Genomic DNA, 13,089 nt, shown 5'->3' with positions numbered 1-13,089 from the left:
TCAGTGTGCAACAACATAGTTTCCAACAACAAGACGCAGGAATATTATATTTAGTGCCAACACCGATTGGTAATTTGGAAGATATGACGTTTAGGGCCGTCAATATCTTAAAAGAGGCTGATATTGTCCTAGCTGAAGATACAAGAAATACGATTAAGTTATTAAATCATTTTGATATTCAAGCGAATTTACGTAGTTTTCATGAACATTCACGCAGTCATGAAGTCACAGCTTGGGTTAATGAATTACATGAAGGTAAGACAATTGCCTTAGTCAGTGATGCCGGAATGCCTTTAATTAATGATCCTGGGCAACCTCTAGTTCAAGCTTGTCTGGAAGAGGATTTGACAGTTGTGGCGTTACCAGGAGCGAATGCGGCTTTAACTGCCCTAGTTGCTTCAGGTTTACCAAGTGAACAGTTTACTTATTACGGCTTTTTCCCACGAGGGAAGGCAGATCAAAAAGCGGCTTTAGAAATTGTCGGGCAAAGAGATGAGACGGCGATTTTTTATGAATCACCTTACCGGATTAAACAAGCTGTATCGCAAGTTGTGACGCATTTAGGAGAAGACACGCAGGTTGTCATCGCGCGTGAACTAACAAAACGTTATGAAGAATACATTCGCGCGAGTGCAGCGGAAGTGAGTGAACATCTTAAAGACCGTGAACTTAAAGGGGAATGCGTCCTCTTAATCGAAGGTGGCTCTGTGAAAACAGCCATAGACGAAGCGGTATCGAATTTACCTTATAAAGAACACGTGGAATTAATGATGACCACCAAAGGGATTCAAGCGAAAGACGCCATTAAAGAAGTTGCAAAAATTCGTGAAGTTAAAAAGCAAATTGTTTATAATGATTATCATAACTTAACTTAAAAATATTCAGAGGGGGGAAAAGAGTGCTATTGTATGGAATTGCCATTGTGTTTTTGGTGCTATTTCTCCTCTCTTTTTTGACGAATTATTCTTGGCTCCAACCGTCTGCCTTCGCTTTGTACGGTTTAAATAGCTTCTTAATGGGCTTGGTTTTACAAAGTAATTGGACACCTGTCTTTATGTTTCGATATTTTTTATATATTATTAGTGGCTTTTTCATTGCGGCAGTGCCCTTTGTCTTATTACTGATTGCGATCTTAGCAATTAATCAGACCGTCCGGCAACCTTCACCGAAGATTTCCAGGACGATTTTTAATCTTATCCTAGCTTTTACCTTGCTTGTCTTTGTCGGGGCAACGATTTGGGCAATGTTACGCTTGAATGATATACAAATCCAAGAAATTATTGGCATTTATATTTACTTATCGATTTACTTTGTAGGGACGTTTCTGTGCTATATTACGCTAAATTTTGCGATTAGTTTGTGGTCGAGAGGGAAGCAAGCAACGATTTTACTAGTCTTAGGAAGTCAGTTAGATGACATAGATAATGTGACGAATGTCTTGAGACGACGGTTAGACGAGGCAATTCAAATGTATTATAGACAGAAGAGCCGAACTCATTCAAAAATCACAATTATTGTTACCGGCGGTCCTCAGCATCAGTCAACGTATTCAGAAGCTGAGGGGATGGAGAATTATTTAATTCAAAAAGGAATCCCAGCCGAAGATATCTTATTAGAACCACGAGCGAAAAATACGGATGAAAACTTTAAATTCGCCAATGAGCTAATTAAAGAACATCGCCTGTCCGGGAAAGTGGTGGTCATTACGAGCCGCTTTCACTTGATGCGGTCGACCTATATTGCGCGCCAAAGTCACTTTAAAGCCTACTATCAAGGCGCAGGTACACCATCGTATTTATGGCCATTCTCAATTATTCGTGAATATATAGCTTATATTTTACTTACTAGCGAGCTGAACTACGCCTTTATCATCATATTAATTGCGATTGGCTTGTTCGATATTTTAAATTAAGGAGAGTGGACAAAATGACTGAAATCAAACGCTGTGAATGGATTGCGGACAAACCAGATTATTATGTGGAATACCATGACCATATCTGGGGAGTGCCGGAACATGACGATCAATTGTTATTTCAATGGTTAATATTGGAAAGCTTTCATGTCGGCTTGTCCTGGCAACTCGTCTTATCCAAAAAAGAGAACTTTATAAACGCCTTTGATCACTTTGACTATGAAAAAGTTGCTGAATACGGTGAAGAAGATATTGAACGCTTAGCGAACGACGCAGGAATTATTCGCCACAAAGGGAAGATAAAAGCGGCGATTGCGAATGCACGAGCTTTTATGAAAGTTCAAGAAGAGTTTGGCACATTTGATGCTTACATCTGGGGCTTTGTTTCAGGTGAGCAAGTCGTGAGTCAATTAGATGAGGAACGGCCTACTCAAAGCCCCTTAAGTGATGCAGTGACAAAAGATATGAAGAAACGCGGGTTTAAATTTATTGGCAGTGTCACAATTTACTCATACCTTCAAGCTATTGGGATTATCAATGACCACGATTTAGCTTGTAATTTTCGTTAAAATTATCAAACAGACTAATTTAACCTGAATAATTCATAGTTTTTCTAAAAAGCTATGTTAACGTTGACTTTATCACTTTTATATTTGTTTGCTTCAGCACCCATTAGGTGATGTAAAAAGAACCCCTTTCTGATATGGTTAGTTCATTACAACAACAACAGAAAGGGGCTCTCTCAATGGATACTTTACAAGAAACAGTAGCAAAATTCAATAATAATTTACATGTCTCTCATACAGGTGGTCGTTTATCCAGTGATTCTGGATTGGTGCTCGTCGACGAATTGATGGATGCATTCCAATTCACTAAATATTCTGAAAATATAGTGACGTTTGATGAGGGGCGTAAGTACTGGACCCATACGATTGATAAGATTTTAAAGCAGCTCGTTTTACAGATTATAGCCGGTTATGACACAGATTCAGCGGCAAATATTTTACAAGCTGATCCAGTCTTACAAACACTGGCATCTGATGAGCCGTTTGCTTCTCAATCGTCTATCTCCCGATTCTTTGATCGCATAACGAAAAAAACAATTCGTAGTTTACAGGTCTTCAATCAAAAATTAATTGATAAGGCACGGTTAGTCCGCAATGACATCAATATGATTATCGATTTAGATTCAACACATTCGGATACTTTCGGCAATCAAGAACAAACTGCCTACAACGCCCATTATGGAACGAATGGTTACCACCCTTTGGTGGCCTTTGACGGGCTGACCGGAGACTTTTTGAAAGCAAAACTTCGGTCAGGAAATCAATATACTTCCAATGGAGTCAAGAGTTTCTTGAACCTTTATTGGAACATTATAACCAAGCGGTGCCTACGACAGATATCCTCGTTTGTGGGGATAGTGGATTCGCAACCCCAGCTATTTATGATTTATGTGAGTTGTACGAAAATCAGTATGTCATTCGGTTAAAAAGCAATCGAAACTTGACTCGTTTAGCTGAAGAATTTGTGTACTATGATAATAATCATCCATGGGATGAAAAAGAAGTTTACTATCAGAATGTGCCTTATCAAGCCGCTTCATGGACAAAACCTCGCCGGGTCTGTGTCCGATCAACACGAGAAGTCGGCGAATTACTTTTTCGCCATGCCTTTATTGTCACGAACTTCTCAAAAAACGTCTCTGCCAAACGAGTGTTTGAAACTTACAACAAGCGTGGTACGATGGAAAATTATATTAAAGAAGCAAAAAACAGTTTCTTTTTTGATAAGACGGATAATCCTGAATTCCTTGAAAATGAAGCACGTATGATGATTAGCCTACTGGCTTACAACATCGTTAACTTCTTACGCACCATCTGTTTTGATTTAAAATGGAAAGGACTACGAGTAAACACGATTCGCCTTCGATTGTTTAAAGTGGCGGGAAAACTGGTCACTACTGCCAGGCGAATGTATTTAAAATTATCAAGTTCGCATGTTTATCAGCGAGAGTTTTATGCTGTGTTCAGGCAAATCCAAAGGATTCGGCAATATATTTAAAAAGCTATTATTTAAAAAAACAAATAAGGGTGTCAAGGGTGAAGTGCGCCCAAAATCTGGTTGGTTAAAATTAATTCATGTTTTTCAGCACGGAAAAATTTCGGGAAATTTTAAAACATCCGAAAAAATTACAAAACACAGCAAAATTGAAAAAGAACTGTGAAAATAACTTAAATTTTAGAAGTATGAATTATTCAGGTCTAACTAATTGATCTAAGTTTGAAAACCGATTTTCATGTATAAACTTAGATACAATAAGCCCTGCCGCTTTAGCATCTGATAAAGCATCGTGATGCGTTAAAGGTATGCCATAGTAATTCGCAATCGTACTTAATTTATAATTATAAAAGTTCTTACGCACTGCCCTTGCAAGTTGATATGAACAAGCATATTTAAAGGCAGGTATTTCTAAACCATAGCGATTAAAATTATCTTTCAAAGCGCCCATATCAAACGTTGCATTATGAGCAACAACCGGTCGCCCTCCAATAAAATCTTCAATTTGTTTAGTTATATCATAAAATCTCGGCGAAGAAATGACCTCATGCTCTTGAATGCCATGAACATGAATATTCGCCAATGAGAAACTTTCATCTGGATTAATCAGTAGGTAATAACTGTCCAGTATTTCCCCATATTTGAAACGTACCATCCCGATGGAACAAATCGTATAACGATTCTGATTGGCCGTTTCAACGTCTAAGGCGACAAAATCATGCATACAATAACCTCTTTTCTTAATCATCTACCCATATTAAACTTCTTATAAACAAAAAGCAAACTGGACTCGAGGTAGTCTAGTTAATCATTATTAATCAATGAATAAATCATTGTAAACGTTTCTTCATCCTCGGTATAAATTTCGAAGCCTAGCGCTAGATACAACGTCAAAGCTCGGTTAGCCTTTTGCACAGATAACGATACTTGTTTGTAGTCTTTGTCTTTTAGTAATTGGAACATACTCTGTAATAATGTACGCCCTATCCCCTTACCACGATATGGGGATAGGATAGAGATATTCAATTCTGGAGTTTTACTATCCACATGCCCATAGCCTTCAACAAGTCGTACCCAAACTAAGCCAATTGGATTTTCTCCATCATAACTTGCAATGGCATAATCGCCTATCAATTGGCCAAATTTATCAATATATTTATTGAGTTCTGCTGTCTCGACAATCGAAAATGGAAAGAGATTCTTGGGATCCGGTTGAAATAATGCCTCATAAAGAAACTTTTGTAAAATTTGATATTCAAGTGCATTCACTTGTTTTATAGTGTAATGTTTCAATCCATGTCTCCTTTTATTTGGATTATATTACAAAAAAATGGAACTCAAACGTTCTTTTGAATTATTGAAAAAGATACTTTAAGTGGTTAATACTTTCCCTGTAATAAGCATTTATTTTATAATAGTTACATATAACACAAGCAATAGTAAGAAACTGAAAATAACAAGAAATCAGGTAAAACACTGTTAAATTAGTGTTTTACCTGAATTTTTAGAAACTTTTCATAATTTAGGTAAGATAACATCTAACAATTGATTTATTCAACAATCATTAGTTATCTTATTTCAACCAATTCCATACGAATATAAGCGTAATTGAAGTGATTAATCGGACAATCAGATGTATCCAGTGAAAAGAGTTTGTTGTCACTCCCATGAATACTGCAAAAATGATAAGAGCAATCAATCCAAAATACAATAGCCATTCTGGATCAGTTTTTACCGCAAATATCATTAAGCAAAGACTTAACAAAATATAGATTGGATGCGACCAATTGAATTGTTCAACCTTAACTTCTTCCCCAACAGCAATTACAGTAAGTAAACCATACAAAAAAATAAATATTCTAAATAAAATCATGAAATTCTCCTTTACTATTTGTTATACTTATCTTAAAAGATGGAGTAAGGTCTATGTCAAGAGAAAGGTAATCAAAATGAAAACAAAAGATATTACTAAGTTATCTGGTTTATCAAAAGATACAATTAGGTTTTATGAAAAATTAGGACTTGTGAAACCTAATAGGGAAAGTTATTCCAGAGAATATGCAGATCATGATTTAGAAAGAATAGAACAAATTAAACAATTAAAAGGTTTAGACTTTACGCTTTCTGAAATAAAGTTGCTTGTTGATATTGATGAAAAATATCAATCAATTGATGAAATCTACTCAATGACACATGATGATTATCAAGAAATCATCCAACTATTAGATAATAAAGTAAACTACTTAGAAGAAAAATCTAAGATGATTGAAGCTGGCTTGGCTAGGCTAAAAGTTATGCAAGAAAAAATTAAAAGCATAAATAATAACAGATGAACTAATATTTAGCCTGAATAATTCATAGTTTTACTAATATTGTTTTTAAACATTAATTTAATAGTATTTAAAGCAACCCTCTGTTGTCAAATCAAATGCAACACTATTGTTATTCAAAAGACATACCCCATTAGACTTTTAGGTATAGGGTTTCCCCCATGGGGGAAATGTCGCTTTTCGATTCTTTTATAACTCAAGTCTTTATTCCATTAAAGACAATTCGGTCTGGTAGGCTTCTTGAGCGGACATTAAACCGAGTATGGATCGTATGCGTTTATTTATCTTACCAGCTGCTTCTGATATATAGTCAGAAGTAAAATGATGTAACGATTTACCTTTCGGTATAAACTCTCTTAAGAGTTTATTGAAATTCTCGTTAGACCCCCGTTCCCATGATGCGTAAGCATGACAAAAATAAATAGATAAATCATCGTTTTCAAGCTCAGATACTTTCGCAAACTCAGATCCATTATCAAATGTAATAGTTTTAAACTGATGAGGGCTGTTTTCTACAAGTGTTTGAAAAGCCGTTAATACAGTCTCGCTTTTATAATCCTCAATCTTCATTGCTATAGCGAAGCGTGTTTTCCGTTCGACTAATGTAATGGCTGCCGGCTCTTCTTTATGGCGTTTTCCCTTTACTAAGTCAGCTTCCCAATGACCAAATTCCGAGCGGTCTAACACACTTGATGCTCGGTCCGAAATACTGGTACCCAGAACTTTCTTATTTCGTCCCTTTGGACGACTGTGCTTATTTTTTCTTGGTTTCAAACGATACATCATAGGTAAATCATGGGGCTTGATACACAGCGCATTTTGTCGAATGTAGCGATAGACGGTTTTGAAACAAGGCACTCTTTCCTTAGGATGTTTTAAAGCATAGGAGATCACAAATGTTTTAATATTGTGAGTTCGCTCTTTTCCTTTGAAAACACCATTGTGGTGAGCTTTCTTTAATTTATACCAAAAGCGTCCAGAGTAAGCTTGCATACCTTTTGATTGACTGCGTTGTCTATTCTTTAAATAAGTGACTTCACCAAAGTCAGCTAGATACTTCTCGACTTTTTTACCTTGACTAATTTGGACGACGGTACCCCGTTTGATTTCACGTGAAATAGTTGATTTATTTCGGCCAAGCAAACGGGCAATCTCAGCTTGCTTTTTGTCTTCTTTTAGCCATTGTTCGATCAGTTCACGTTCCGTGAATTTCAAATGCCCTTTAGATTTCTTTGTGTTAAAATGAGTGTGTGACATGAAGATTCTCTCCTTATACTATGTTGTGGTGACTTAAGTATAACGAATCTTCATGTCTTTTTTTAGTGTTGCGTTTCATCTTACAACACACCAGTATATAAATCTGTTAAAGAGTTTTTATAACTGAGTAAAGTCATGGTTTTGATATAATCATAGTGTAAGTTATTAAATTTAGAAAGTATCGTAAACTTCTTAGCAGCTTCTCAAGGTACAGATATTGACTTCTTTGAAGCTCATCCAAATCTAGATGAATTGCAAAAGAACCATATTGAAGATATTCATGACAGATTTTACGTGATAAAAATCACCCAAGTGTCTTTGCATGGAGCTTACTGAATGAGCCAAGCACAACAACAGAAGCAGCGAATGAATATTTCGGACCATTATTTGAAGCAGCTCACAAATATGGTCCGCAACAACGTCCACGTATATTTGCCTTAATTATGTATTCAACTCCAGATGCTTGTAAAAGTTATCACCATGCTGATTCCCTATGTATGAACCGTTATTACGGTTGGTATGTTAAAGGTGAATCAGACTTTGAAGGTGCTGAACGACTATTCCGTGATGAGATGGACGCTTGGGTAGAACTCGATTTAAATAAACCAATGATTTTTACTGAATATGGTACAGATAATTACATCGGTGAATCAAAACTACCATCTGTGATGGGACAGAGCAATACAGGGATGGGTACTTAGATATGTATCACCGCGTGTTTGCTGATTATGACATGGTTCAAAGTGAGCAAATTTGGAACTTTGCTGATTTCCAAACTGTTGAAGGTCTGATGCGAGTGAACGGAAATAGAAAAGGTGTATTCACATGTCAATGCCAACCTAAACGCGTCGCTTATAAATTAAAAGAACGCTGGGAAAATATTGAATAGATTTTAAACGAAGCATCCTATTGATTTAGGATGCTTTTTCTAATGTGTGAATTTTGTGTTATAAAACTGTGTAAAAAAGGCTATGGAGTTGATATGTAACCGTTTTATTGGTAAGGTTAATTTAGAGAAAGAGAGCACTTAAGTTTGAAATTGAAAGAGGTGGGAACGATGAGAAAAGTAAAATTATTAATGGTTCCTTTAGCAATATTGACACTTGCTGGCGCAATGAACACGAGCGTTGGAACCGTCATGGCCCAAGCAGACGCAGACTACAGTACAGGCACAGTGATTACTCATACGGTTAGACCAGGCGAATACCTCAACAAAATCGCAAACGACTACGGCGTAACAGCTAACGAATTAAGATTATGGAACCATTTAACAACTGATTTATTACAAATTGGGCAACAATTAAAAATCGTCACAGACGCTGAAACACCACCGCCAACAGGCTCAGTATATACAGTAAGAGCTGGAGATACTTTATGGCGTATCGCTAACACTTATGGTGTAACAGTGAATCAGATTAAATCATGGAACAATCTATCATCTGATTTCTTATACATTGGCATGCGACTTGTTGTATCTGATCAAGGTACAACACCACCTCCATCTGAAGGATTAACTTATACAGTCAGATCAGGGGATACATTATGGAGCATTGCGAATCGTTACGGCGTAACGGTTAACCAATTGAAGTCATGGAACAATTTGTCATCTGATTTCTTAGCCATCGGCATGCGCTTAAATATTAGAGGTGGCGACAATCAACCGCCATCACAAGGAACCGTTCACCGAGTACAACCCGGCGACACATTATTTAACATCGCATACCGCTACGGAACTTCAGTCAATCAATTAAAAGCATGGAACAACTTAACATCTGACTTTATCTATATTGGCACTTACTTAAGAGTGTCACAACCATAATATAGATTGAACAGCGCCAACCACTTCGGTGATTGGCGCTGTTTTTGTGTTGGGAGCGGGGTGCAGGATTTAATTTCCCCTGTCATTCGGTGACAAGTCCCGTTAAGTGTTTAATTTCCCATGTCATTCGGTGACCCGTCCTGTTAGGCGTTTAATATCCCCTGTCATGTGATGACGTGTCCTGTTAGCCGTTCAATTCCCCCTGTCATGTGATGACGTGTCCAGTTAGCTGTCCAATTTCCCTTGTCATTGTGTGACCTGTCCAGTTAGGCGTTCAATATCCCGTGTCATTATGTGACCCGTCCCGTTAGTCGTTTAATTTCCCCTGTCATTATGTGACCCGTCCCGTTAGCCGTTTAATTTCCCTTGTCATATAGTGACAAGTCCTGTTAGTTGTTTAATTTCCCCTGTCATAGAGTGACAAGTCCAATTAAATTCTCAACTCCAATCCAAACAAATAGCACCGACCGAAGTCGATGCCAATCGCATTTTATATAAATGTTCGTTTCTTGATCTCTCCCCAAATCACTTGGCCTTTTGTCACTAGCATATAAATCAACACAATTAAACCAAAGCCAAAGGAAATCAAGGAAGGGGTTTGAAATTGAATCCAACCGATTAAAAGGAAGATTATCGGCACTAAACTTAAGATAGCTACGGCAGCCCAGTATAGAACATAATCACCTGGTTTCATGCGGGTCATCCGTGCGGTGATGATCATACTAATTAAAGTCGAGCTACATATGATAGGAACTGCATAAGTTAGCGACCAAGCTGACCAACCAATCGTGTAATCTAAGTAAATGCACATGAGGGACAAGATGATTAATAAATAAAGTAAGCTTTTGGCAATGTTACGACGCTTGCGAATCAAGGTCAGCACTGCCAACCACATTGTAATTATTCCAAAGGCTGCCCCTTGAAACAATTGGATACGACCGTGATAGAGTAAGCCAATCCCAAGAATAACTGCCACAACAATTAAAGAGAAAGCCATCAAAAATTGAGTAATGAAACGACGATTAAATTGCAAGGGCACATCTGGCATTGAACTGGATGTGACTGGAATATTACTATCAAGAGGCGCCTCACAAAGAGGGCATTTATCCCAATCACCTTTCACGCTCACGTGGCATTCTGGACACTTACGCATCATAACGACCTCCCAACTCTTCCTCAGTCACTTTGTTTACCGTCATCGTCACCGGAATATTCTCGTCACTTAAGAACCTAACATAATGACGGTAAATATCCGTTTCAATAAATGGGGACGTAAAAGTTATCGTCAATACATCATTATGACTAATTGCGCAAAACTGCGGACGAACCGCAATCGTATGGAAATAAACTTGATGAATCATTTGATCAACTAAATAAGGGAAACTAACTAGACCAAGATTGGAAATCGCAAAAGTGAGCTTACGATTATTCATGTAATTAGCAAATTTTAAAGCCAAATCTTTAATCGGTCGTAAAATAATCCGACTTAAAGGATGGTACTCATATTGAATTAGCTGACTAAGCCAACTTTCTAAAGAATCTTTCTCTAGTTGCGGATCTAGCTGATTTTTTAATTCCTGAGAAATTGCTTTTAAAGAATTGTCACCATTCTTCTTATATTTATATTCCAACCGTGTCACCGCAAAGAAATTTCGCGCGGAATCAGAAGGGAAGAACTGACGCAAATTCACTGGCACAGAAACGGCCATCGTCTCATCCCCTTGGAAATTCGGTTCGGCTTTACGAATCGATTCCATAAAAACTGCAGTCAGATAAACTGTTAAAGAAACATTCATCGCTTTCGCTTTTTTCAAAATATCTTTGACTGGCATTTCCAATTCAACGACGCGCGGACGGTAATCTGACGTGTAAGTTCCTTTGTAGTGATAGACTTTTCGACTCGGTTTGGGTTCCTTTTCAACCGCAGGGAATAAGAAGTTTTTTGCCTTAGCACCGACCGTTGTAACTCCCCGTAAAGCTGATTGGGCAGCTTTCGAAAAGTTCAATTGATCCTTTCGTCTAAAATGGCGCTCGAAACTGTCTTCACTCGATTGGTCATGAATATAAGTCGAAACTTCAACGTCTTCATCTTTTAAATCAGGATGTTTTAAACTCAAGTACTCGGTAATTAAATCTTGAAAGAACCACATCGCTCCCGTTCCGTCAGATAAGACGTGAAAGACCTCAAGACTCACGCGCTTCTTCCAGTACATGACACGAAATAATAAATTACGCCGATCGAAAAAATACAAAGGACGACAGGGTGTGTTCGTATCTGGCTCTACTTTGGGCTTCAAATCACTTTCTTCCAAGTAATACCAAAAGAAACCGCGCCGCAAAACACTGTGATAAAGTAAATTTTGCTCAAAGACTTTATTCAAAGCTTGTTGTAGCAAGTCAGGGTCCACTGTATCAGTGACTTCAGCACTAATTCGAAACACTTTACTATCACGGTTAGACATCGCTGCTAAGAAGATATTTGATGCGTTATCTAGGCGAACCCAATTTTTACGCTCATTAACTTTCTGATTCTCCACGTATGTCACTCCTTCTCAAGTGATTCTCTAAATAATCTTTGATTAACAAATAAGTTGTATCAATAATACCTTCATTTAATGGGGCAAAAAGAAAATTATGAACAGTATCTTTTGCACGCATAATTTCCACTTGGTTTCCAGCTTCTAACAACATGAAGCCATAAACTTCACCTTCATCACGTAAAGGGTCAAATTCAGATGAGATAACTAAAGTGTCCGGTTGATTACTAAAATCCTCAGTCATTAACGGTGCGATGTACGGATTCTGTCTTTTGACCTCGTCCGGTTCATACATTTCCATATATTCCTGCATTTTCTTTGCTGTGAGTCCATAGTCATAGCCATTCTCCTCAACACTTTTAAAAGGAGACGCTTCATCGTGGCGCCAATACGTCACAGGATTAATTAAAATTTGTTTACTTGGTAAAGGTTTTCCTTCATTACGTAAGCGTAAAGAAACGACAGCAGCTAAATTTCCTCCAGCTGAGTTTCCAACAATAATAATATTACGCGCGCCTTTAATTCCCGTTAAATCCGGACGTGATAAAAGTAGTTGAGCGACGTGATAACAGTCTTCGAAACCAGCAGGGTAAGGATTCTCAGGTGCTTTTAAATAATCAACCGCTAAGACAATCCGCCCCATTTGATCAGCCAAACGACGACAATCTTTTGTATAGGTATCTATATTTCCTAAAACCCAGCCCCCACCATGAAAGAATAATATAATGTCACTACTCATCAATTTTTTTGGACGAAAAATGCGAATCGGAATTTCATGACTTTGATCTGCAGAATAAATCTTCTGATCCAAATACTGAAAGCGGGATTTAGAAGGGGTGACAAGAACCTTTTGTAATTGCCGTACGAATTTGTATGATTCATGCATATTAATCGTTGGCGATGATAATAATTTTAATGCAAAACGTTTAAGAGTATTCATATTACTACCTCATAATATTTAGTTTTCTTCAGTGTGTCGTATATCAAGAGAAGTGTCAAGTTGTTAGTAAAAAATGATCAAAAAATACTTATAAGACTTATAAAATCCTGAATAATTCATAGTTTTACTAATAGTCTTTCCTAACATTGATTTAATAGTCTTTAAAGTAATCTGCTTCATCACCCATTAGGTGATGAAAAAAGACCCCCTTTCTGATATGGTTAATTCACCAC

At 37.3% G+C, this 13,089-nt stretch carries 14 protein-coding genes and 1 pseudogene; 8 read left to right on the top strand and 7 right to left on the bottom strand.

The genetic code is table 11. The annotated features are described in order from the left end of the window. Positions 1–5: 5 nt before the first annotated feature. The 4 genes and pseudogenes from rsmI (at position 6) to ACEN3Z_RS07245 (ending at position 3,976) form a co-directional block, all read left to right on the top strand. Positions 6–875: a 16S rRNA (cytidine(1402)-2'-O)-methyltransferase gene (rsmI, locus tag ACEN3Z_RS07260; RefSeq protein ID WP_407090322.1), complete on the top strand. Its 870-nt coding sequence runs from the start codon at positions 6–8 to the stop codon at positions 873–875. Positions 876–952: 77 nt separating this feature from the next. Next, positions 953–1,912, top strand: a complete 960-nt coding sequence (locus ACEN3Z_RS07255) for a YdcF family protein (protein WP_407090321.1) — start codon at positions 953–955, stop codon at positions 1,910–1,912. Between the two features lie 14 nt (positions 1,913–1,926). Beyond that, entirely contained in the window at positions 1,927–2,481 is a 555-nt protein-coding gene (locus tag ACEN3Z_RS07250; protein ID WP_407090320.1) for a DNA-3-methyladenine glycosylase I, read from the top strand. A 134-nt stretch (positions 2,482–2,615) separates the two neighbouring features. Beyond that, positions 2,616–3,976: pseudogene (locus ACEN3Z_RS07245) on the top strand (IS1380 family transposase). 190 nt (positions 3,977–4,166) lie between these two features. Here ACEN3Z_RS07245 and ACEN3Z_RS07240 read toward each other — a convergent pair. The 3 genes from ACEN3Z_RS07240 to ACEN3Z_RS07230 form a co-directional block, all read right to left on the bottom strand. After that, positions 4,167–4,697: a 3'-5' exonuclease gene (locus tag ACEN3Z_RS07240; protein WP_407090319.1), complete on the bottom strand. Its 531-nt coding sequence runs from the start codon at positions 4,695–4,697 to the stop codon at positions 4,167–4,169. 80 nt (positions 4,698–4,777) lie between these two features. After that, the gene (locus ACEN3Z_RS07235) at positions 4,778–5,266 is read right to left on the bottom strand and encodes a GNAT family N-acetyltransferase (RefSeq protein WP_407090318.1); all 489 of its coding nucleotides are present in this window, start codon (positions 5,264–5,266) and stop codon (positions 4,778–4,780) included. Between the two features lie 280 nt (positions 5,267–5,546). Beyond that, positions 5,547–5,846 carry a hypothetical protein gene (locus ACEN3Z_RS07230; protein ID WP_153861772.1) on the bottom strand — a complete coding sequence of 100 codons (300 nt, stop codon included), beginning with the start codon at positions 5,844–5,846 and terminating at the stop codon, positions 5,547–5,549. A gap of 76 nt (positions 5,847–5,922) precedes the next feature. On the opposite strand from ACEN3Z_RS07230, the gene ACEN3Z_RS07225 reads away from it, so the two are divergent. After that, entirely contained in the window at positions 5,923–6,306 is a 384-nt protein-coding gene (locus tag ACEN3Z_RS07225) for a MerR family transcriptional regulator (RefSeq protein WP_407090317.1), read from the top strand. Between the two features lie 201 nt (positions 6,307–6,507). Here ACEN3Z_RS07225 and ACEN3Z_RS07220 read toward each other — a convergent pair whose 3' ends face one another. Continuing rightward, on the bottom strand, positions 6,508–7,560 hold the full coding sequence (locus ACEN3Z_RS07220) for an IS30 family transposase (RefSeq protein WP_407090316.1): 1,053 nt from the start codon (positions 7,558–7,560) through the stop codon (positions 6,508–6,510). Between the two features lie 287 nt (positions 7,561–7,847). Here ACEN3Z_RS07220 and ACEN3Z_RS07215 point away from each other — a divergent pair, with 287 nt between their 5' ends. From ACEN3Z_RS07215 to ACEN3Z_RS07205, 3 genes are all read left to right on the top strand, one after another. Then, positions 7,848–8,261: a glycoside hydrolase family 2 TIM barrel-domain containing protein gene (locus tag ACEN3Z_RS07215; RefSeq protein WP_407090330.1), complete on the top strand. Its 414-nt coding sequence runs from the start codon at positions 7,848–7,850 to the stop codon at positions 8,259–8,261. A 2-nt stretch (positions 8,262–8,263) separates the two neighbouring features. Then, positions 8,264–8,449, top strand: a complete 186-nt coding sequence (locus tag ACEN3Z_RS07210) for a glycoside hydrolase family 2 TIM barrel-domain containing protein (RefSeq protein WP_407090315.1) — start codon at positions 8,264–8,266, stop codon at positions 8,447–8,449. 168 nt (positions 8,450–8,617) lie between these two features. Further along, entirely contained in the window at positions 8,618–9,379 is a 762-nt protein-coding gene (locus ACEN3Z_RS07205; RefSeq protein WP_407090313.1) for a LysM peptidoglycan-binding domain-containing protein, read from the top strand. Positions 9,380–9,869: 490 nt separating this feature from the next. Here the strand turns inward: ACEN3Z_RS07205 and ACEN3Z_RS07200 are convergent, their stop codons facing one another. Genes ACEN3Z_RS07200 through ACEN3Z_RS07190 form a run of 3 tightly spaced genes read right to left on the bottom strand, consistent with a single transcriptional unit; the run spans position 9,870 to position 12,856 of the window. After that, complete coding sequence (locus tag ACEN3Z_RS07200; protein WP_407090312.1) at positions 9,870–10,535, bottom strand: DUF6320 domain-containing protein; 666 nt, start codon at positions 10,533–10,535, stop codon at positions 9,870–9,872. Then, positions 10,525–11,916, bottom strand: a complete 1,392-nt coding sequence (locus ACEN3Z_RS07195; RefSeq protein WP_407090311.1) for an alcohol acetyltransferase — start codon at positions 11,914–11,916, stop codon at positions 10,525–10,527. Before ACEN3Z_RS07195 ends, ACEN3Z_RS07200 begins: the two co-directional genes overlap by 11 nt. Continuing rightward, positions 11,897–12,856 carry an alpha/beta hydrolase gene (locus ACEN3Z_RS07190; RefSeq protein WP_407090310.1) on the bottom strand — a complete coding sequence of 320 codons (960 nt, stop codon included), beginning with the start codon at positions 12,854–12,856 and terminating at the stop codon, positions 11,897–11,899. The genes ACEN3Z_RS07195 and ACEN3Z_RS07190 overlap by 20 nt, the downstream gene beginning before the upstream one ends. Positions 12,857–13,089: the final 233 nt, after the last annotated feature.

The organism is Ruoffia sp. FAM 26254 (assembly GCF_045528545.1).
GTDB lineage: Bacteria > Bacillota > Bacilli > Lactobacillales > Aerococcaceae > Ruoffia > Ruoffia halotolerans.
The sequence above is the reverse complement of the archived record's forward strand: the minus strand, read 5'-3'. Positions and strand labels throughout refer to the sequence as shown.